The organism is Nonomuraea sp. NBC_00507, assembly GCF_036013525.1.
GTDB lineage: Bacteria > Actinomycetota > Actinomycetes > Streptosporangiales > Streptosporangiaceae > Nonomuraea.
On the sequence record NZ_CP107853.1, the window covers coordinates 5,654,807 to 5,673,870 of the forward strand.

The window sequence follows — 19,064 nt, forward strand, 5'->3', positions numbered from 1 at the left end:
CTCGCGGCCCCGGGCTCTGCGGAGCCCGGGGCCCCTTACCGCCAGTTGCTCCAACGCACGCTCGTCAGGCTGGACTGCGCGGCGGTGGTGACCTGGGGCACCCCCGGAGCTCGGGGGTCCTCGAGCAGCACGCTCGGCTGCGAGGCGGCCCTGGTGATCGTGGCCGGGTGCTCGCGGGCGTTCAGCATCGCCCACACCAGCCCGGCCGCCAGCAGACCCACGCCCAGGATCAGCGCGAGCCTGGCCACCGCCCTGATGGGCGCCCCGGCCTCGGGGTCGTCGTCGCCGGAGCGGTCACGCCAGTATTCCTGCCACTGCCGGCTCTGGAGATCGGCCAGCTCGTCGCTCAGGGTGATCCCGCCGTACCGGATGATCTCGCCCTCAGGCTTGTGGAACCCGTTGCTCTCGCCCTTCAGCGCGGCGCTGTAGACCAGCTTGTCGCCGTTGACACCGCCGCGGAAGGCCCGCGTGCGGCTGGGCGGCGTGAACGGGTGCCGGCCGCGCACGGGGGGTGCGGCGGGTTGCTCCTGGTCGGCGGCAGCCGCGCCCGCCGCCGACCAGGGCTCTCCCGGAGTCGCCGTCGTGGGGTCGGCGACCGGGACGTGCGAGGTGGAGCCGGGAACCGGGACGTGCGGCGTGGAGCCGGGAACCGGTGGGACCGCCGCCGCGCCCGTCTGCATGGGGCCGGGCTCCTTGGGACCGGTCTCCACCAGCGTGCGGGCCTGCACAGGAAAGCCGTCCCTCCGCCAGACAGGCCCCTCGCCAGGCAGCGGCTGGGCCGAGGCCAGCCGGTTGGGAAGCGTGCCGGGCAACGTCGTGATCGGCAGCCGGCGCAGGAGCGCGCCCGCCGTCATGGTCCTGGGCGCGGCCCGGCAGATCGCGCAGGACTGGATGTGGCGGCCGATCCTGGCCCTGGCCCGTCGCCCGGGCGCCGCGACCCACTCCGCCATCCGCGCCGTCAGATCCGGGCAGCCGCCACTGCCGCGGGCGGCCATGATCGCGGCGAACCACCCCTCGAGGCCGGCCGCGGCCTGCGTCACGACGGCCCGTACGTCGGCCGCGCCGAGCTCGAAGATCACGGCCAGCTCGGCGTCGGACAGGCCGTGCCGCACCGACAGGTCGAGCAGCTCCCGCTGCGGGCGGTCCAGGGACAGCAGGGCCTCGGGGAGCAACTCCGACATGCGTCCTGGGCGTGACCAGGAGCCGATGCTCGCGGGCTTGGCCACGATCGCGCGGTGTGCCCTGGCCACCCCGTACAACCAGGGCCGGCGCAGGGCCGGGTCCATGACGCGGTCGGCGTACAGGTGCGCCGTCAGCAGCGCGCCGGCGACGGCCTGCTCGGCGTCGCCCGCGGCGAGCTCGGTGCGGCAGTAGTCATAGAGCCGGGCTCCATGTTTGTCGCACAGGTCGCGAATGGCCTGGCGAGCGTCGTCCGACAGGGTTCGCCACATCCGGCGCACCTCCTCTCACGTCTTCCCCGGCACCGTCATGTCCAGGAGGGATGCCTGCGCCAGATAGGCCCGGGTCGCGTCGGGGTCGCCGGCGATCGCCCGCAATCCCGCCATGGCCGCGGCCAGCCTGGCGCTGTCGTGCTCGCGCACGCCTGCCAGCCGCGTCTCCCCGCGCGGCACCACTCGCTGCATCAGCACCGAGCGCCGCCGCCAGGCCCACGCCTCCAGCGCCGCGGGCGGGGCGAAGCCGCCCAGCACCGCCGCGATCACCTGACCGACCTCGGCCGCGTCGTGGATTCCCGCGTTCATGTTCAGGCCGCCGACGGTGGAGGTCAGGTGCGCGGCGTCGCCGACGAACATGACCCGCCCGCACCGGTACGAGGTCAGCACGCCCCTCGACAGGCCGAACCGGTCCGCGCCCGTCACATGGATCGGCCCACTGGCCCCCGGCAGGGACCGGCGCACCAGCAGCGACAGGTTCGCCGGGGACAGCGGCTCGTGCGAGTCGACGGGGATCTTGAAGATGATCCGCCAGTGGTCCGGCAGCGCGAGCAGCGTGCACGACTGCTGCACGTCCCGCACGTACGTCAACGGCGCCAAGCTGGGCAGCAGCCGGTCCAGCGGCGAGTCGGTGAACACCCGCAACGCCTGCGTCGGGTACCCGGACCTGGGAAACGGCAGCCCCAGGGACCCGCGCACCGTGCTGTGCGCGCCGTCGGCGGCGATCATGTACCGGGCCCGCGCCCAGGTGTGGCCGACGCGGACCCGGATCCCTGTGCCGCCTTCCGCCACACCGTCCACGCGGGTGCCGAACCGCACGTCGACGCCGGGGTAGACGTTGAGCGCCGCCAGGAGCAGCGGCGTGAGCGCGGTCTGGTCGGCGTGGATCCTGAACGGATGCCTGGTCAGCCCGTCCAGCCGGTTCATGCCCATCTCGGCCAGCACGATCCCCGACCGGTCCCGCCACTGCACCCGGTCGACCACGCGGCCCTTGGCGACGAGCTGCGCGGCCACGCCGAGCTCGTCGAGCAGGTCCAAAGTGGCCGGATGGAAGGTGCAGGCCCGCGGCTGCCGGATCGGCTCGCTCTCGCGTTCCAGGACGGTGACCGGGATCCCCGCCCTGGCCAGGGAGAGCGCCGCGGTCAGCCCCGCCGGCCCCGCTCCCACCACGATGACGCCGTTCATGCCGGCCGCCTCCCTTGCGCCGCCATCGGGCGGCGGTAAGGCACGCGGCCGAGCTTCACGTGCTGCCCGACGGCGTGGGACAGGGCCCACCAGGCCGTGCAGAGGTTGGAGGTGAGCAGCAGCCGGTCGTTGCCGGCGCTGAGCGGGCCGAGCACGGGCAGCGTGGCCATGCCGGTGCCGGTGAACAGCAGCACCGCGTCCCCCGGCACCTCGGCCAGCTCGACCTGGTTGATCAGCTCGGCCGGGGTGACCGCGTACGAGGAGTAGCCGTCCTTGGCCCGTACCTGGACCACCCGGGTGACGTTCAGGCCGGCGGACTTCCAGAACCGCTCGGCCAGCTCGGTCAGCCACGGCTGGTACGGCGACACCAGCACGATGTCGCCCACCACGACGTGATCCAGCGCCTCACGCGTGGCCAGCGTGGCCGAGGCGAACGGCACCCCGGCCATGGCGCTCAGCTCGGCGCACTGATCGCGGTCCGCGTCGGGGCCGAGCAGGTAGCGAGGTTCGCTGCAGGCCATGACCATGGCGCTGAGCGGCAGGCCGTCGAACGCGGAGACCATGAGGGGCAGGTCGTCGTTGTAACCCTCCAGCCGTTCGGCCAGGGGCAGCCTGCGCCGTACGGGAAGGCGGGCGACATGCATGTCGGCCCGCGACCCGAGCAGGCGGGTCAGCTCTGGCTCCGCCGACGGGTTCGCGGGCGCGACGATCACGCCCACCCGGCCGCGGCGCGCCGAACCGGTGCGCATAGGGGTGTCCTCCAGAGGGGGTATCAGGAGGCGCGGTGCCGCAGCGCCTGGTCGATCTCGGTGATGGCCTGGACGGACACTTGGCGGATGCGGCGCAGCCGATGCACGGTACGCGCTGATGTCTGCTCGTCCCGGTCCTGCGGCGTGCCGGCCCGGGCACCGCGCGTGGGGACTTCGTGTGGTTGTGACCTGTGCATCTCGTCGGCGAGCATCTTCGCTCCTGTCTATCGCGGGTTGACGACTCGGGAGTCGCTTGCGGATCGTCCGCACTGCCCGGCGAGGAGCCGGCCGGACATCGCCGGCTCCTCTTCCGCCGCGCGTTGAGATCGATGACCGGTCTCACGTCCCGACGCCCCGGCGACCCGCACCAGCGCCGTGGCGGCGAGCAGAACGGCGGCCGGGAAGGCCACCAGCACAGCGGCGTGCACAGGCGCCGGCCCCTTAAGGAGCCGGCCGATCAGCACCGTGGCGCCTGTCACGCCGATCGCCCCACCTAGCACCACCCCTGTGCCGATGGCTCCGATCGTGGAGGCGCGCCGAGCCGGCGGCACGCCTCCACCCAGGGCATAAAGCCGGCCCCAGGCGCTACCCCTCGAGTTGGCCAGCACGCCAGCCGCTACCGCGCTGGCCAACAGCACCGCACCGACTAGGTCGGGCACGTGCCGCACGGTGCCGGGGGGGCGGGGAAGCGCCGGGGCCAGCGCCAAGGGCGCCGCCGCCAGTCCCGCGCAGGGGACGAGCAGACCGCGCCGGCCATGGTCAGCCGGCGGCGGCGCGTACATCATCGCGGCACCCTGAACCGGCCGCGGCGGCCGTGCCGCCGAGGTCGAGTGCTCGCGAAGGAGGGTCGGCGTCATGGCGCCGTTCCCGCGCTCATGGCCATGTTGGGCACGCTGACGCAGACCATGCGCTCCGTCAGCCCGGCTCGTGGTCCGCTCGCGCGTGACCTGGCCGGCACCGCACCGCCGGCGACCGTCCGCGCGACCTTCGACGCGAGTGCGAGATGCGCGCCGCAGCAGCGGCCCACCTTGGCCTCCAGTCCGGCCACCTGGGCCAGCCTGAGCCTCAGCGGTTCCAGCGACGACCTGCGTTCGAGGCCGTCGAGGTCGGCCAGCCGGGCAGGCCAGCGCAACGCGTCGCCGCAGCGGGCTTCCACCTCGGCCGGGAGCTCCTCCACCGGGAACCCCTGGTGACGCAGCCGGGTGGCGATCATGACGGCCATGAACGCCGTCTTGTCGAAATGGGCCAGCCGTCCCGCGAGGGCCGCGCCCAGCATTCTGGCGCGGTGGCTCAGGCACACCGAGCTCCACCCGAGCAACAGCAGCCGATCCGGGCCCGTCTCCGTGTGCCAGCCGGCCAGCCGCAACTCGCGGGCCATCCGGTGGTAGAAGCGCCAACGGTGACGGGGGCTCTCCAGCCAGACCTGGACTCCGCCCAGCGGCAGGCTCGCGACGTGCACATCCGGTCCGATCACCGGACCGGCCACGCGGGAGCAGATGCGCTGGACCACTTGCTCCTGTCCGGGGACCGGATCGCTGAGGAACCAGGAATCCATGGTCATGTCCGGCCACCTCCTCGACGGGAACTCTCCAGAACCGCCATGCTGTTAAGCCTCAGTTACCACACGCTCCGATAGTCCCCTTCTCCATGGGACTATGTCAACTGACAGTTTCCGCATAAGTTGATAGCTGCCCGCGTGGCAGAGCTTGCCCGCATGGCAGGGGACAGTGGGGCTCGCGTCCCTTACGCTGGAAAAGTTCACGGGCAGTAGGAGGTGTGCCGTGGCGAACTTCGCCGAGCGGCTCGATCTCGCGCTGACCAAGCGCGGCTTCACCGGCGCGCAGGTCGCCTCCGCCCTGACGGAGGCAGGCATCCCCATCACCCGTGCCTACGTCAGCCAGTTGCGCACCGGCAAGCAGACCAACCCGACGCTCCAAGTGCTCCGCGCGCTGGCCTCCTGCCTGCAGGTGAGCGTCGGCTGGCTGGTCGGCGACGACCACCTGGAGTCGGGCGCCGTTGAGGACCTGCAGCTGCGGGCGGCGACCATCGGATTGTCCGCCTCCGGCCTGTCGGAGAGCTCCCTGGCCGTCCTGCGCGGTGTGGTCGAGCTCGCCCGCAAGGCCGAGGGCCTTCCCGACGAGCCCGAGCCCACCCCCGACATCCCCGACGCCGCCACGCCGCTGAGCGGGCCGCAGCGCCGGGCGCTCGGCCGTCGGCTGCACGGCCTGCGCCTGTCCGCGCAGCTGTCGGAGGAGCAGGTCGAGACCGCGATCGGCAAGGGCGCGGCGGCCATCCCCGCCGTCGAGGAAGGCCGCATCGCCCCCGCGCCGATCACCGTGGAGCGCCTGCTCACCCTCTATGGCATCGCCTCGCCGCCCATCCGCGAATACGTGTTGTCGCTGGCCAGGGGCGAACGCGAGGCCGCCTGGTACGATGCGCAGTCCATCCCGGTGTGGCTGGCCACCACCTACGCGCTGGAGCAGCGGGCCACGCTCATCCGCACCTTCCACACCCAGTTCGTCCCTCCGCTGCTGCAGACCGAGGACTACGCCAGGGCCGCGATCACAGCGGCCGGACCCGCGACTTTGGGACAGCCGACGGTCGAGGAGGCGCTGGCCCTCGTGCTGGCCCGGCAGGAGGCCGTGGCCAGGGACACCGGAGTCGTGGTGTGGGCGGTGATCGACGAGAGCGTGCTGATGCGCTCGATCGTCGGCGGGCACGTGCAGCTACGGCAGCTGGAGGTGTTGCTGGAGCACGCCAAGCGGCCCAACGTCTCGCTGCACGTGGTGCCGATGGAAGACCCGGCCTACGTGCCGCGCACCGGCCCGTTCACGCTCTGGCGCTTCGCCGAGGCGTTCGAGCCCGACATCGCGTGCAGGCACGGCATCGAGGGCGACGAGCTGGTCACCGACACCGGCGCGGTGGAGGCCTACCATCAGGCGTTCACGAGATTGTCGGTGACGACGACCACCCGCGAGGAGACCGTCGAGGTCTTGAATTGCCACCGCGAAAGGCTCTCGCGTTCACTCGGAAAGTGATCTCTTTCCCTCGTAAATGATCGTTATGCGCGAACGCCGGTGACGCACATATACCCAAAACTAATGGCTTTTCGTGTTGTCTTCTCGTGAGTAGCGAGGATCATATGGTCTGGGTCATCGAGTGGGGTCCGCAAGGATCAGCTTTTCCCGAGATAGTGGGCGAGGGGAAAGGGGCAACACTCAATGCGTCAGCGTGCCATCCGAAACCTGGCGAAGCTGGAGATGACCCAAGCAAGTGTCACCCGGATTCTCGACGCCGCGGCGGGTGGAAAGAACAACTTCGTAGCGGACAGAGAGGTGATGCGCCGCTACGATCAGGCCGCCCCCATCACGACGACGGCCGCACGGGCCGTGCTCCAATATCTCTGCCGTGTGGTCCGTCACCTGGCGACCGAGGGTGTGGATCAGTTCGTGATCGTCGGCAGTGGCGTCCCCAGCGGCCTGCCCGCGGGCGGGCAACTGCATGACGTGGCCCGTGACGCCCTGGGCGCCTCCGTGCCCCGGGTGGTCCCGCGAGTCGTTTACGTGGAGAGCGACCCCATGGTGCTGGCCGGGGCGCGGGCGACCATCGAGCCCGTCACCGACCTCGTACGCGTCGTAGAGGGCGACGTGCGCGAGATCGACGACGTTCTCGACGACAGGGTCGTCCAGACGTTCCTGGAGTGGGACCGGCCCATGGCGGTGCTGCTGCTGTCGGCCCACAGCCTCAACGACGACGAGTATTTCCATTACGTGATCAAGCGGATCAGGCAGGCGGTGCCGGAAGGAAGCTACCTGTCATTACTGCAGACCACGTTCGACGCCATTCCCCCGGAGTTGTTGCCGGCCATTCACGACCTGCTGGCGATGACGCTGCCCGGGCAGGCGATTCGCACCCGGGAGGAGGTTGAGGCGTTGCTCGAGGGTCTGGTGCTGGTGGATCCGGGATTGGTGTGGGTCCCGGAATGGCAGCCGAACGGCCACGACACCGCATGCCTTGAAGATCCGGGCTCGTCCGGCAATTACGGCGCCGTGGCCTGTATTCCGTGAATCGGGTCAGGTCGCGGCAGGGAGCCTGGCCGGCTCGCCGGCCGGGCTCTGCGCCGGCTCGACGCCGAACGCCAGCACCGCGGGCACGGCCAGCACGAGGGGCACCGCCCCCGCAACGCGGTCGTGCCGATGGAGGGCGCTGCGGCGCCTGCGACCAGCACGCCGGTGACGGCCACGCCGCCGAACTTGCCGACGCCCGCGGACAGCCCCGAGCCGCGCGAGCGGACCCGGGTCGCGTGCCCAGCCAGAAGTACAGCGGCCGGGCTAACGCGACCCCGCCCATGAGTTCCCCCTTCGATCGATCACACCAAGCGACCCCCCCGAAGCCGCCACTTGACGAACAGCACCCGCATGGGCCCGTTCACGAACAGCCACTGGCCCAGCCAGACGAAGGCGAACATCACCGCGAACGCCCACCAGGACACCGGCCCCTGGACGCCCGGGACAAGCCCGCCGTCCAGCAGCATCCACATGACCAGACCCTCCGGCACGGCCGTGAGCAGGCCGAACATCGTCGGCCAGTCCTTGTCCCAGCGGAACTGCATGAGCAGGTGGTAGAGCAGCTCCCAGCCGACCCCGGTGACGGCGACGGCCAGCAGCACGAGATAGGCCTCTGGGAAGGACATCGGCAGCAACGGCGTGATCAGCGCGGTCAGCACCGCGCCCACCGTGGCCAGCACGAACAGGCGGGTCTGCACCCGCCCGGCCAGTGTGGGGATCAAGCAGGCCTCCTGTTCGCCGCCCACTTCACCCACTGGGACACCGACCTGAGCGGGCCGAGCCCCTCGCAGAACCCGCGCCTGGTCAGGTCGTCGGCGATGTCGAGGGCGGCGGTCTGCAGGCCGAGGAAGCTGTCCACGGCCAGGAAGTGGTTGCCGGCGGTGGCCGCGCCCGAGGCGTAGAGCGCGCCGTGACCGCTTTCCGCGCCGAGCACCTCGAAGTTCCGGCCCACGGTCAGCCGCCCCGCCTTGTTGGGCTGCGCGCCGCCGTGCTTGAGCAGGTCGTCGAGCACCCGGTGCTCGGGCATGTCGGCCTCGAGCCCGGTGCAGTCGATGATGAAGTCGGAGACGTACTGCATGCCCGCCGAGTTCGCGCTGCGCGTGTAGGTGACCAGGCGGCCGTCGGGATGCTGGTCGATGCGGTCGACCACGCCTTGCACGGGGTGATACCAGCGGCCCTGTCTGGCGCGGTGCATCTGGTCCTGCCAGCGGGCGAGCTTAGGGGTGGTGGTGCCGGCGACCAGCGCGGCCAGCTTGGCCCGCCGCTCGGGGGACGCCTTGCGGAACTGGGCCTTCAGCTGCCCGCCGAACGCCGACTTCGGCATGGTGAACGCCTGGTAGGCCCACCCGTCGCCGCCCTTGCGCCGCATGAACACATGCGGCCCGTGCGGCCCGGTGACGTAGGTGCGGAGGAGGTGGACGATCTGCGTCCCCAGGTTGTAGCGCTCCCTGTCGTCCATGAGCCGCTGCAGCACGCGCGAGGCCACGATCCCGGCGCCGCGCACGACCACCACGCCGGGCCGCTTCCGCAGCTGGTCATAGACGTGCTCGTGCGGCTCGTAGGCGTTGACGACGCGATAGCGCTCCCCCTGCCGCTGCCGGAACTCCTGCAGGTCGTCCAGGAACTTCAACCCCGGATAGCCGACGGCCAGGTGCACGTAATGGGAGCGCAGCACCACCCTCTTCGTCTGCGCGGTGCCCGACGGCGGCGTCAGCACGGTGAAATAGCCGCCGCCCAGCCGCTTCCTGACCATGCGTACCTGGCCCTTGGCCACCATCTCCCAGTAGCCGATGCGGTCGGCCTCACGCCGCACGCTCGCTATGACCGTCCCGGCCTTCGGCGCGTAGAAGTCGGCCAGGACCGGCTCGGTGAGGACCTGGAGCAACGGCTTGACCGAGCGCTCTGTCCACGCCTCCTGCACCGCGTACGACGGGAAGCCCCAGACGTTGTCGGGCCGCGCGCCCGCGTCGGATCGGATGCGCTCGTGGGCCGGCAGCTGCGAGACGCGGGTGAGGTATTCCCAGGTCTGCCAGGGCGCGTCGCTGGTCGACAACACCCGCATGGCCGCCGCCGCGACACCGCGGATGCGCAGCACGTCCACCAGTGTGAACGAGCCCAGCCCACCGCCTACGGACACCAGCGGCATGTCATAGACGGGGATGCCCGCCGACTCCACCAGCCCGTCGGCCCAGACGGAGGAGTGGAGTAACTCGGGCGTCAGATCTCCCCAGGACACGAAAGCTAAAGGTAGCGTAAAACACGATATTCAGTCCCACCAGAAGGACCAGGCGTGTCCGCCGATGATCTGCTCGGCGTAGCCTTGGAGATCGCCGGGTCCCTGGACGACGTTGTCGGGGCAGAACGCCCAGTGCTCGGCCGCCACGTGTAACGCGTGCTCGAGGTCGACCGGCGGCGCGGCCACGCTCATTTCCAGTGTGTTGAACCCGACGCACACCACGCGCGCCCCGAACCTGTCCTCCCAGCTGCGCACCACGGCGGCCATCGGCACCATCCACTCGTTGTGGTGCAGCGCGCCCTGCCAGCCCATGACCGCCAGCGCGTCGGCGCCCCTGGCGGCCGCGACCAGGCCGAGCGGCATGCCTCTGGCGGCCAGCTCGCCCGCGTACCAGTCGGAGACCGCCGCAGGGTCGGCCTTCGGCACGCCGGGTGGCGCGAGGCCCGGGCAGATCGCGCCGTACGGCTCCAGTTCGGCCAGCGCGTCCTGCGGCATCCGCGCCACCCACTCCTGCCACACCTCGGTCATGAAACCCTCGGCGGTGAAGTGGTCGATCTGGCGTGGATCGTCCGGCACGACCTGCCCGACCGCCCAGGGCTGCGCCGACTCGTCCAGCAGCACCGGCCACAACCCGCTGTGCGGATGCCACTCCCGCAGGCGTGCCCAGTCGGCGCCGCCGACCGGCTCAGCGCTCATCCAGAACGCCGGCCTGGGCGCCTCGCCCTGCCGCGCGTACCCGGGATCGGGCCAGACCACGTCGCCCGCGGGCAGGGCGGCGGGCAGGACGCGGTCCCTGCCGCCGTCGGGGAACAGCTGGCACAGCTCACGTGGCAGCCGGTGATCGTTCATGCCCTACCGTTCCGATACCGAATCCTGTCTCGGAGATGGTAGTGCGGCCGATCGCCCCGGCACCGTCAGCAGTACACGAAACATTCGTTGCTGCGAGAATGTGGGGCTGTGATCCCCTTTGCCGCGGTTCTGACTGACCTCGATGGCGTGCTGCGCCACTTCGACCACGCCGTCCAGGCCGACATCGAGGCTCGCTACGGACTGCCTCTCATGAAAACCGCTTTCGACCCCGAGCTGATCCTGCCTCCCACCCTCGGCCAGGCCACCGAGGCGCAGTGGGCGGAGGCGATCGTCGCCGCCCTCGGCGGGGACGATCGCGCACGTCAGGCCGTCGCCGAGTTCATGGAGGTGCCGTTCTGGGTGGACGAGCAGGTCAAGGAACTGCTGGCCAGGGCCCAGCAGCACGTGCCCGTGATCATCGTGACGAACGCCATGGACACGGTGGAGGAGCACCTCGACCGGCTGGGGCTCACCTACTTCGCCGACGACCTGGTCAGCAGCGCCAGGGTCGGCGTGGCCAAGCCGGACCGGCGGATCTACGAGATCGCCGCGGAGCGCGCCGGGGTTGCGGCCGAGCGCTGCCTGTTCGTCGACGACCGGCTCCCGAACGTGGAGGCGGCCAGGGCGCTCGGCATGACCGGCGTCCACTACCGGACGATTCAGGACCTGGCGGCGGTGCTGGGCTGACGTGATGCGCACGTGGTTGTTTCCGGCGCGGCTCGCGCCAACCGCGCCGGAAACGTCGGGTGGACCGCCGCCCCCGGCCTGCTGTCGGCGAGCTGCGCTCCTCGCCTGGCCGGGGGCGGCGGCGCGAGAGCGCCGGTCAGTACCCGCCGTACGGATTGTTCTGGGAGGGCGGCTGAGTAGCTGGGGCGCTCGACTTGTGGCCGGCCGGGTGCGTCGGCGAGGCCGACGGGCTGGCTCCGGTTCCCGTCCCGGTGGACGTCGGCTTCGTGCCCTGCGGGGCGATGACGCCGATCAGGCCGTGCTTGGTGCCGTCGATGCCGGCGGAGAACCACAGGGCCTTCTCGCCGCCGGTGGCCGCGGTGCCCGGCTCCAGGTCCCACAGGCCCGGCAGCACGATCGGCTTGCCGCTGGAGTCGCGCAACGAGCCCAGGTGCCGGCCCTGCTTGTACGCGTGCACGGTGCCGTCGCCGAAGTTGCCGACCAGCAGCGAGCCGGCGTACGGGCCCCAGCCCTGCGGCGCGGCCGTCAGGCCCCAAGGGGCGTTGAGCCCGGTGCGGGAGATGCGGCCCGTCAGGCGGCCGGAGGCGTTGAAGCGGCTGACGAAGCCCTTGCCCCTGCCGAAGACCGGCTTGCCGGTGGCCGGGTCACGCAGCGCGTAGGACACCCAAATGTTGCCGTTGGCCACCGCGACGTTGTACGGGTGGTAGCCGTCGGGGAGGGCCCCGTCCTGGAACTGCCAGCGGGCCAGGCGGATGCGCCGGAAGTCCTCGTCGAAGGCGTGGATGCGGCCGCCGGCGAAGTCGGGGGCCAGCAGGAATGCCTCGTCCTCGGTCTGGACGAGCTCCAGGCCCTTGTAGTCGGCCCCGCGGGTGAACGCCGCTATGATCGCGTTCTTCGGGTCGACCTCGGCGTTCCATCCGGTGATGGCGCCGCTCGGGCTGGAGAAGATGAATGTGGCGGGCTTGCCCTTCACGGTGAAGCCCTCGCCGGGGTTGAACACCTGGCCGGTGGGGGCTCCGCCGGGGATCCACACCTCGGTCTGCTCCTTCTTGCCGGTGCCGGAGTAGACGGTGGCGGTGCCGGTGCCCGTGTTGGAGACCCACAGAGTCTTGCCCATGGCCAGGCCCCACGGGTTGACGACCTTGGGGTCGGTGACCGGGGCTTTGCCCTGAACGTCCGACACAAGGTTGATGACGTCGAAACGAGTCCTGGTGGTGGCGTGTGCGGGAGTGGTGAGAGTCGCTCCCAAGACGACCGCAACAGCGCAGAGTGTGATGATGCGTGGCCGCATCCGTTGCCTCCTAGTTAGCGCTTGTGACGCGAGATACGCGGAGGGCGGGAGGCCGGTTCAGCCGGGTGTCGGAAATATCGGTACACGAGTTTCCCCGCGACATGCGGGGGAGAGGGAAAAGCATGAACGTGTTGGGCATCGACATCGGCGGTTCGGGCATCAAGGGCGCCCCTGTGGACACCGAGGCGGGCCGGCTGGCCGAGGAGCGTCTGCGCATCCCCACGCCGCAGCCGTCCAAGCCCGATGACGTGGCTCATGTGGTGTCGTCGATCGTCGAGCATTTCCACTGGAGCGGTCCTGTCGGCGTGACGTTCCCCGGCGTCGTCGTGGACGGCGTCGTGCGTTCGGCCGCCAACGTGGCCCGTTCCTGGATCGGCGTGGACGCGGCCGCGTTGTTCGGCGGCGCGACCGTGCTCAACGACGCCGACGCGGCCGGCATGGCCGAGATGACCTTCGGCGAGGGCCGCGGGAGGCGGGGGACCGTGCTCGTGCTGACGTTCGGCACGGGGATCGGCAGCGCGCTGTTCACCGACGGGACGCTGGTGCGCAACACCGAGCTGGGGCACCTGGAGCTGCACGGCAAGGACGCCGAGCACCGGGCCTCGGACCGGGCCCGCCAGGAGCACGACCTGAGCTGGGAGCATTGGGCCGAGCGGGTGCAGCAATACCTGGAGCACGTCGAGATGCTCTTTTCGCCCTCGCTGATCGTGATCGGCGGGGGAGCGAGCAAGAAGGCGGACAGGTTCCTGCCGCACATCACGCTCGACACGCCCGTGGTGCCCGCCGCGCTCCAGAACGAGGCGGGCATCATCGGGGCGGCTCTCGCGGCGGCCTCCTGACCGGTTCAGTCCTCGGACGGCTCGGCAGCCGGCTTGGCCGGGGCGACCCACGCGAAGTCCTTCGCCGCGTCAGGCAGCTCGTCGCCTCGGTCAGGGGGCTGGAAGGTGGGGAACTTCCTGGCGTCGATCTTCACGTGGGCGAAGTCCACGTCCTGCAGCCTCGAGCTGGGCACGCCGTCGGGGAAGTGGAAGTCGGCCAGCTGGTCCAGCTGCCGCTGCTCCCACTTCATGATGCCGATCGCGGCCAGCTGCGCCGCGACGGACGCCCAGAGCGCCCCGATCATCACGGTCACCGCCTTGTCCGCGGCGTACGCCAGCCACCTCAGCGACGCATGGGCCTGCGCGGCGGTCGCGGGCACCAGCGCCATCGGGACAAGGGCTGTGATCGGCGGGATGAGCACAGCGCCGAGGGTCACCATCGCCCCCTTGAAGAGCCGGAAGGCGAACACCACGGCTTCGAGGCTGTCTCCCACCTTGTCGAGCGAGTCGCGCAGGGCCTCGGTGCCGGCGTGCATCTCGCCCGTCACCCGGGAGAACTCCCGCTGGTCGTCGGCGATCCAGCCCTGCCTCGACGCGGCGGGAATGCGGTCAAGCAGCTCGACGGGGGTGTCGAGGTCCCTGGCCAGTTGCTTCCAGATCTTGGCGACCTCCGAGACCTTGTCGTCGTCCATCCCGAGGGTCAACAGGTACATGAGCCCCACCATGGGAACGCCCCCCAACACCTCCAGGTGCCTGAGTGTCATGAGGGTCTGCGGGGGCACGCCGGCCATTACCGGTAGTCCACGATGCTGGCCTGCTCGGCCGTGCGCCAGTTATGGGCGCAGGTGGCCAGGCTCTCGGAGATGCCATGAGAGGCGATGGCGCCGTCCCGAAGGGCATCCTGGCAGCCCATCTGCGCCTTGTAGTAAGTCTGGGAGAGTATGTCCCGGAACATCTCGCCGAACGCTTCGATGAGGTCGGTGTCCCAGGCGCGGTCAGCGCTCCTCTTGAAGTCGTCCCCGATGTCCTTGTAGCGCTCGCTCATCGTGTCGATGGTGCGAGAGGTGATGAACCTTGTGTCCTGCGGGCTGGACATGTCGCTCCTTCAGCAATATTGCGTCGAAAGCCATCTTTGTCGCCGAAGAGGCGATGATCGTCGGGTTCATCGGATGTTCACCGGCGAGAAACCGTTCGCTGGCGGCCGGTTCAGTGAGTCTTGATCGACTCCCAGGTCATATCGACGAACAGGGAGGTCATGGCATGTCCGACTTCGATCCGGCCGCTGTCACGCCAGAGGAGCTGGAGAAGATCGCCCGGCGCGCGGACGAGGCCATGGCGACGTTGGTGCAGGCGATGAACGGGCTCGAAGAGGTCACTGGGGAGGGAACGTCCGCCGGCGGGAAGATCCGGGCCGCGGTGGAGTCCGACGGTCTCCTGCGCGAGATCCGCCTGGATCCGCGCCTGCTGCGCTCGATGGGCAGCGACGAGCTGGCCGAGGCGGTCGTGGCGGCGGTGCGTGCGGCCCAGCTCTCGGCCCGCGGGCAACTGGAGGAGCGGCTCGCGGCGGCCCAGGGCGGGGTGCGGCCCTCCTTCGACATCCGCGACGTCGGCCGTGGCCTGGACGCCATCCAGTCGGCGTTCCTCTCCTCCCTCCCGCCGCGCTGATCCAGGGGAGGTCCCCGACCGGCTGATCGGCGCTCCGACGGGATATTGGGATGCGCGCGGGCGGCGCGATCGGGCACCATGGGCGGTTGGCTCCGGGGAAGCCGGGCTCAAATATCCTGAAAGCAGTATGGGAACGCCTTCCTTGTCCTCGTCCTCTTCACTCGCCGAGCTTCAGTCCCGCCTGCCCGAGCTCATGCCGCGCGACCAGCGGCGGCTGCGGCGCAGGCTCGACGGCATGCGCCGGGTGCGCTCCCGCGACGCCCGCGACAAGATCGCTGCGGAGATCCTCGCCGACGTGGAGCGGGCCGAGCAGCGACTGATACGCCGCCGCGAAGCCGTGCCGCAGGTGAGATATCCGGAAAACCTGCCGGTCTCACAGCGTAAGGACGACATCCTCGCGGCCATCCGCGACCACCAGGTCGTGATCATCGCCGGTGAGACGGGGTCCGGCAAGACCACCCAGATCCCCAAGATCTGCCTGGAGCTGGGCCGGGGCGTACGCGGGCTGATCGGCCACACGCAGCCCCGCCGCATCGCCGCCCGCACGGTCGCCGAGCGCATCGCCGAAGAGCTCGGCACCGGCCTGGGCGAGGTGGTCGGCTACAAGGTCCGCTTCACCGACCAGGCGAGCGAGCGCACCCTGGTCAAGCTGATGACCGACGGCATCCTGCTGGCCGAGCTGCAGAACGACCGCATGCTCGACCAATATGACACGCTGATCATCGACGAGGCCCACGAGCGCAGCCTCAACATCGACTTCATCCTCGGCTACCTGAAACAGCTCCTGCCCCAACGGCCGGACCTCAAGGTCATCATCACCAGCGCCACGATCGACCCCGAGCGGTTCTCCCGCCACTTCGGCGACGCGCCGATCGTCGAGGTCTCCGGCCGCACCTATCCCGTCGAGGTGCGTTACCGGCCGCTCGACGAGGACGACGACCAGACGCAGGGCATCGTGAACGCCTGTCAGGAGCTCATCTCCGAGGGCCCCGGCGACATCCTCGTGTTCCTCTCCGGCGAGCGGGAGATCCGAGACGCCGCCGACGCCCTGACCAAGGCCGACTTCCGCAACACCGAGATCCTCCCGCTCTACGCCCGCCTCAGCGCCGCCGAGCAGCACCGCGTCTTCCAGCGCCACACCGGCCGGCGCATCGTCCTGGCCACCAACGTGGCCGAGACCTCGCTCACGGTGCCTGGCATCAAATACGTCGTCGATCCGGGTTACGCGCGCATCTCCCGCTACAGTCACCGCACCAAGGTGCAGCGCCTCCCCATCGAGGCCATCTCCCAGGCCAGCGCCAACCAGCGCAAGGGCCGCTCCGGGCGCACCTCCGACGGCATCTGCATCCGGCTCTACGAGGAGGAGGACTTCCTCAGCCGGCCCGAGTTCACCGACCCGGAGATCCTGCGAACCAACCTGGCCTCCGTCATCCTGCAGATGACCTCCATCGGGCTCGGCGACATCGAGGCGTTCCCGTTCGTCGAGCCGCCGGACCGCCGCCAGGTCAAGGACGGCGTCAGCCTGCTGCATGAGCTGGGCGCCTTCGACGCGCACAGCAAGCTCACCCCCGTCGGCCGCAAGCTGGCGAACCTGCCGGTGGACCCCCGCCTGGGCCGCATGGTGCTGGAGGCGGAGAAGAACGGCTGCCTGCGCGAGGTCATGGTGATCGCCGCCGCCCTGTCCATCCAGGACCCGCGCGAGCGCCCTGCCGACAAGCAGCAGCAGGCCGACGAGAAGCACCGCCGCTTCGCCGACCCCGAGTCGGACTTCCTGGCCTACCTCAACCTGTGGAACTACCTGCGCGACAAGCAGGAGGAGCTGTCCTCCAGCGCCTTCAGGCGGCTCTGCAAGGCGGAGTTCCTCAACTACCTGCGCGTGCGCGAGTGGCAGGACATCTACAGCCAGCTGCGCCAGACGCTGGGCGCCCAGCTCAACAGCGGCCCGGCCGACCCTCGCCACGTGCACGCGTCCCTGCTGGTCGGGCTGCTGTCGCACATCGGCGTCAAGGACGTCATGGAAAAGCGCGGCGCCGACGGCCGCCGGCCGATCCAGGAATACATCGGCGCCCGCAACGCCCGCTTCGCCATCTTCCCCGGCTCCACGCTGGCCAAGAAGCAGCCGCAGTGGGTCATGTCGGCCGAGCTGGTCGAGACCTCCCGCCTCTGGGCCCGGGTCAACGCCAAGATCGAGCCCGACTGGGTCGAGCCGCTCGCCCAGCACCTGGTCAAACGCACCTACTCCGAGCCGCACTGGGAGAAGAACCAGGGCGCGGTGATCGCGCTGGAGAAGGTCACTCTCTACGGCGTGCCGCTCGTCGTCGGCCGCAAGGTCAACTACGGCCGCATCGACCCCGACCTGTCGCGCGAGCTGTTCATCCGGCACGCGCTGGTCGAGGGCGACTGGGACACCCACCACCGCTTCCTCAAGGACAACCGCAGGCTCCTGGAGGAGGTCGAGGAGCTGGAAAACCGCGCCCGCCGCCGGGACATCCTGGTGGACGACGAGGCGCTGTTCGACTTCTACGACCAGCGGGTGCCCGCCGACGTGGTCTCCGCCCGGCACTTCGACTCCTGGTGGAAGAAGGCCGGGCGGGAGACGCCGGACCTGCTGACGTTCTCGCCGGAGATGCTGGTCAACGAGGGCGCCGACATCAGCGCCCGCGACTACCCCGACACCTGGAAACAACTGGGCCAGCGGATGAAGCTGACCTACCAGTTCGAGCCGGGAGCAAACGCCGACGGCGTGACCGTGCACGTGCCGCTCCAGGTGCTCAACCAGGTCAACTCCGACGGCTTCGACTGGCAGATCCCGGGACTGCGCGAAGAGCTGATCACCGCGCTGATCCGGTCGCTGCCGAAAAACCTGCGCCGCAACTTCGTGCCTGCCCCCAACTACGCCAAGCAGGTGCTGGCCGGGGTCCAGCAGGGCGGGGAGCCGCTGCTGGCGGCCGTGGAGCGCGAGCTGCTGCGGCTCACGGGCGTACGCGTGCCGCGCGAGGCCTGGCAGCTGGACCAGGTGCCGGACCACCTGCGCATCACGTACCGGGTGATCGACGAGCGCAAGCGCACGGTGGCCGAGGACAAGGACCTCGACGCGCTCAAGCGCCGCCTCGCGCCGCGCCTGCGCCAGACGTTGTCCCAGGCCGGCGACGACCTGGAGCAGACGGGACTGCACACGTGGAGCTTCGGCCGCCTGCCGAAGGTCTTCGAGCAGGGCCGGATGAAGGGCTATCCGGCGCTGGTGGACGCGGGCGACTCGGTCTCGATCAAGATCTTCGAGACGGAGGCCGAGCAGCGCCGCTCCCACTGGCCCGGCGTCCGCCGCCTGCTGCTCCTCAACGTCACCAACCCGGCCAAGTCCCTGCTCGGCGGCCTGTCCAACCAGGCCAAGCTGGCCCTGTCACGCAGCCCGCACGGCGGGGCGGTGGCGCTGTTCGACGACGTGATCAACGCGGCCGTGGACAAGCTCATGCTCGACGTCGGCGGTCCCGCCTGGGACCCGGTCGCCTTCGACCGCCTCTACCAGCATGTGCGCGCTCATGTGTACGACGCGGCAGCGGACGTGCTCGGCAGGGTGGAGCAGATCCTGGCGGTCTGGCACGAGGCCGGCGCCCGCCTCGACGCGTTGCGCGCGAGCGCCTCCACCGACGACATCCGGGACCAGTTGGGCAAGCTCGTCTACCCGGGTTTCGTCACGGCCACCGGCTACCGGCGGCTCTCCGACCTCCTTCGCTACATCCGAGCGATCGACCGCCGCCTGACCAAGCTCCCCGAGGAGCCCTGGCGTGACCAGGAATGGATGGACCGGGTGCACAAGGTCGAGGACGACTACCACGACCTGCTGGAGAAGCTGCATCCGGCGCGGCGGGGGGATCCGGACGTGGTGGAGATCCGGTGGATGATCGAGGAGCTGAGGGTGAGCTTCTTCGCGCAGACGCTGGGGACGCCTACGCCGGTGTCGGAGAAGCGGATCACTAAGGCGATGGAGAAGCTCACACCATGAAGATCGAGGTGTCGAGCTCGAAGTCGGCGGCCATCGACGATCGCCTCCGATAGATCGCGTGCC

The 19,064-nt window shown here is 70.2% G+C and carries 18 protein-coding genes; 6 read left to right on the forward strand and 12 right to left on the reverse strand.

The genetic code is table 11. The features are described from left to right. Nucleotides 1–35: 35 nt before the first annotated feature. Genes OHA25_RS27525 through OHA25_RS27550 form a run of 6 tightly spaced genes read right to left on the reverse strand, consistent with a single transcriptional unit; the run spans nucleotide 36 to nucleotide 4,946 of the window. The gene (locus OHA25_RS27525; protein WP_327590347.1) at nucleotides 36–1,451 is read right to left on the reverse strand and encodes an RNA polymerase sigma factor; all 1,416 of its coding nucleotides are present in this window, start codon (nucleotides 1,449–1,451) and stop codon (nucleotides 36–38) included. Nucleotides 1,452–1,466: 15 nt separating this feature from the next. Then, nucleotides 1,467–2,636, reverse strand: coding sequence for an FAD-dependent oxidoreductase (locus OHA25_RS27530; RefSeq protein ID WP_305922267.1), 1,170 nt, complete (start codon nucleotides 2,634–2,636; stop codon nucleotides 1,467–1,469). Further along, nucleotides 2,633–3,385, reverse strand: a complete 753-nt coding sequence (locus OHA25_RS27535; protein ID WP_327590348.1) for a maleate cis-trans isomerase family protein — start codon at nucleotides 3,383–3,385, stop codon at nucleotides 2,633–2,635. The genes OHA25_RS27530 and OHA25_RS27535 overlap by 4 nt, the downstream gene beginning before the upstream one ends. A gap of 23 nt (nucleotides 3,386–3,408) precedes the next feature. After that, nucleotides 3,409–3,597 carry a hypothetical protein gene (locus tag OHA25_RS27540; protein ID WP_327590349.1) on the reverse strand — a complete coding sequence of 63 codons (189 nt, stop codon included), beginning with the start codon at nucleotides 3,595–3,597 and terminating at the stop codon, nucleotides 3,409–3,411. A gap of 12 nt (nucleotides 3,598–3,609) precedes the next feature. Beyond that, nucleotides 3,610–4,242 (reverse strand): hypothetical protein, encoded by a 633-nt coding sequence (locus OHA25_RS27545; RefSeq protein ID WP_327590350.1) that lies wholly within the window; start codon nucleotides 4,240–4,242, stop codon nucleotides 3,610–3,612. Continuing rightward, nucleotides 4,239–4,946: a hypothetical protein gene (locus tag OHA25_RS27550; protein ID WP_327590351.1), complete on the reverse strand. Its 708-nt coding sequence runs from the start codon at nucleotides 4,944–4,946 to the stop codon at nucleotides 4,239–4,241. The genes OHA25_RS27545 and OHA25_RS27550 overlap by 4 nt, the downstream gene beginning before the upstream one ends. Nucleotides 4,947–5,166: 220 nt before the next feature. On the opposite strand from OHA25_RS27550, the gene OHA25_RS27555 reads away from it, so the two are divergent. Both OHA25_RS27555 and OHA25_RS27560 read left to right on the forward strand, forming a co-directional pair. After that, nucleotides 5,167–6,423 carry a Scr1 family TA system antitoxin-like transcriptional regulator gene (locus tag OHA25_RS27555; RefSeq protein ID WP_327590352.1) on the forward strand — a complete coding sequence of 419 codons (1,257 nt, stop codon included), beginning with the start codon at nucleotides 5,167–5,169 and terminating at the stop codon, nucleotides 6,421–6,423. 183 nt (nucleotides 6,424–6,606) lie between these two features. Beyond that, nucleotides 6,607–7,452, forward strand: coding sequence for an SAM-dependent methyltransferase (locus OHA25_RS27560; protein WP_327590353.1), 846 nt, complete (start codon nucleotides 6,607–6,609; stop codon nucleotides 7,450–7,452). A gap of 302 nt (nucleotides 7,453–7,754) precedes the next feature. On the opposite strand, the gene OHA25_RS27565 is transcribed toward OHA25_RS27560, so the two are convergent. From OHA25_RS27565 to OHA25_RS27575, 3 genes are read right to left on the reverse strand one after another with little or no spacing between them, the layout of a single operon-like run. Continuing rightward, nucleotides 7,755–8,174 carry a hypothetical protein gene (locus OHA25_RS27565; protein WP_305922276.1) on the reverse strand — a complete coding sequence of 140 codons (420 nt, stop codon included), beginning with the start codon at nucleotides 8,172–8,174 and terminating at the stop codon, nucleotides 7,755–7,757. After that, nucleotides 8,171–9,688 (reverse strand): hypothetical protein, encoded by a 1,518-nt coding sequence (locus OHA25_RS27570; RefSeq protein WP_327590354.1) that lies wholly within the window; start codon nucleotides 9,686–9,688, stop codon nucleotides 8,171–8,173. Before OHA25_RS27570 ends, OHA25_RS27565 begins: the two co-directional genes overlap by 4 nt. A gap of 30 nt (nucleotides 9,689–9,718) precedes the next feature. Next, nucleotides 9,719–10,537: a DUF4253 domain-containing protein gene (locus tag OHA25_RS27575; RefSeq protein ID WP_327590355.1), complete on the reverse strand. Its 819-nt coding sequence runs from the start codon at nucleotides 10,535–10,537 to the stop codon at nucleotides 9,719–9,721. A 108-nt stretch (nucleotides 10,538–10,645) separates the two neighbouring features. On the opposite strand from OHA25_RS27575, the gene OHA25_RS27580 reads away from it, so the two are divergent. After that, complete coding sequence (locus OHA25_RS27580; protein WP_327590356.1) at nucleotides 10,646–11,224, forward strand: HAD family hydrolase; 579 nt, start codon at nucleotides 10,646–10,648, stop codon at nucleotides 11,222–11,224. Nucleotides 11,225–11,360: 136 nt separating this feature from the next. On the opposite strand, the gene OHA25_RS27585 is transcribed toward OHA25_RS27580, so the two are convergent. Beyond that, complete coding sequence (locus tag OHA25_RS27585) at nucleotides 11,361–12,515, reverse strand: TIGR03118 family protein (protein WP_327590357.1); 1,155 nt, start codon at nucleotides 12,513–12,515, stop codon at nucleotides 11,361–11,363. A 122-nt stretch (nucleotides 12,516–12,637) separates the two neighbouring features. On the opposite strand from OHA25_RS27585, the gene ppgK reads away from it, so the two are divergent. Further along, nucleotides 12,638–13,354, forward strand: coding sequence for a polyphosphate--glucose phosphotransferase (gene ppgK / locus OHA25_RS27590; RefSeq protein WP_327590358.1), 717 nt, complete (start codon nucleotides 12,638–12,640; stop codon nucleotides 13,352–13,354). Between the two features lie 5 nt (nucleotides 13,355–13,359). Here the strand turns inward: ppgK and OHA25_RS27595 are convergent, their stop codons facing one another. Together OHA25_RS27595 and OHA25_RS27600 are read right to left on the reverse strand one after the other, a co-directional pair. Beyond that, nucleotides 13,360–14,046 carry a hypothetical protein gene (locus tag OHA25_RS27595; RefSeq protein ID WP_327590359.1) on the reverse strand — a complete coding sequence of 229 codons (687 nt, stop codon included), beginning with the start codon at nucleotides 14,044–14,046 and terminating at the stop codon, nucleotides 13,360–13,362. A 77-nt stretch (nucleotides 14,047–14,123) separates the two neighbouring features. Further along, the gene (locus tag OHA25_RS27600) at nucleotides 14,124–14,429 is read right to left on the reverse strand and encodes a hypothetical protein (RefSeq protein WP_327590360.1); all 306 of its coding nucleotides are present in this window, start codon (nucleotides 14,427–14,429) and stop codon (nucleotides 14,124–14,126) included. A 164-nt stretch (nucleotides 14,430–14,593) separates the two neighbouring features. Between OHA25_RS27600 and OHA25_RS27605 the strand changes: the two genes are divergently transcribed. Both OHA25_RS27605 and hrpA read left to right on the forward strand, forming a co-directional pair. Continuing rightward, nucleotides 14,594–14,998, forward strand: coding sequence for a YbaB/EbfC family nucleoid-associated protein (locus OHA25_RS27605; RefSeq protein WP_327590361.1), 405 nt, complete (start codon nucleotides 14,594–14,596; stop codon nucleotides 14,996–14,998). 127 nt (nucleotides 14,999–15,125) lie between these two features. Then, entirely contained in the window at nucleotides 15,126–19,001 is a 3,876-nt protein-coding gene (gene hrpA / locus OHA25_RS27610) for an ATP-dependent RNA helicase HrpA (RefSeq protein ID WP_327590362.1), read from the forward strand. Nucleotides 19,002–19,064: the final 63 nt, after the last annotated feature.

What these genes read in the sequence shown, in the direction of transcription:
- OHA25_RS27600 (WP_327590360.1), bottom strand. Translation starts at nt 14,429, where the DNA reads ATGTCCAGCCCGCAGGACACAAGGTTCATCACCTCTCGCACCATCGAC.
- OHA25_RS27560 (WP_327590353.1), top strand. Translation starts at nt 6,607, where the DNA reads ATGCGTCAGCGTGCCATCCGAAACCTGGCGAAGCTGGAGATGACCCAA.
- OHA25_RS27585 (WP_327590357.1), bottom strand. Translation starts at nt 12,515, where the DNA reads ATGCGGCCACGCATCATCACACTCTGCGCTGTTGCGGTCGTCTTGGGA.
- OHA25_RS27550 (WP_327590351.1), bottom strand. Translation starts at nt 4,946, where the DNA reads ATGACCATGGATTCCTGGTTCCTCAGCGATCCGGTCCCCGGACAGGAG.
- OHA25_RS27595 (WP_327590359.1), bottom strand. Translation starts at nt 14,046, where the DNA reads ATGTACCTGTTGACCCTCGGGATGGACGACGACAAGGTCTCGGAGGTC.
- hrpA (WP_327590362.1), top strand. Translation starts at nt 15,126, where the DNA reads ATGGGAACGCCTTCCTTGTCCTCGTCCTCTTCACTCGCCGAGCTTCAG.
- OHA25_RS27525 (WP_327590347.1), bottom strand. Translation starts at nt 1,451, where the DNA reads ATGTGGCGAACCCTGTCGGACGACGCTCGCCAGGCCATTCGCGACCTG.
- OHA25_RS27535 (WP_327590348.1), bottom strand. Translation starts at nt 3,385, where the DNA reads ATGCGCACCGGTTCGGCGCGCCGCGGCCGGGTGGGCGTGATCGTCGCG.
- OHA25_RS27545 (WP_327590350.1), bottom strand. Translation starts at nt 4,242, where the DNA reads ATGACGCCGACCCTCCTTCGCGAGCACTCGACCTCGGCGGCACGGCCG.
- OHA25_RS27575 (WP_327590355.1), bottom strand. Translation starts at nt 10,537, where the DNA reads ATGAACGATCACCGGCTGCCACGTGAGCTGTGCCAGCTGTTCCCCGAC.
- OHA25_RS27530 (WP_305922267.1), bottom strand. Translation starts at nt 2,636, where the DNA reads ATGAACGGCGTCATCGTGGTGGGAGCGGGGCCGGCGGGGCTGACCGCG.
- ppgK (WP_327590358.1), top strand. Translation starts at nt 12,638, where the DNA reads ATGAACGTGTTGGGCATCGACATCGGCGGTTCGGGCATCAAGGGCGCC.
- OHA25_RS27605 (WP_327590361.1), top strand. Translation starts at nt 14,594, where the DNA reads ATGTCCGACTTCGATCCGGCCGCTGTCACGCCAGAGGAGCTGGAGAAG.
- OHA25_RS27540 (WP_327590349.1), bottom strand. Translation starts at nt 3,597, where the DNA reads ATGCTCGCCGACGAGATGCACAGGTCACAACCACACGAAGTCCCCACG.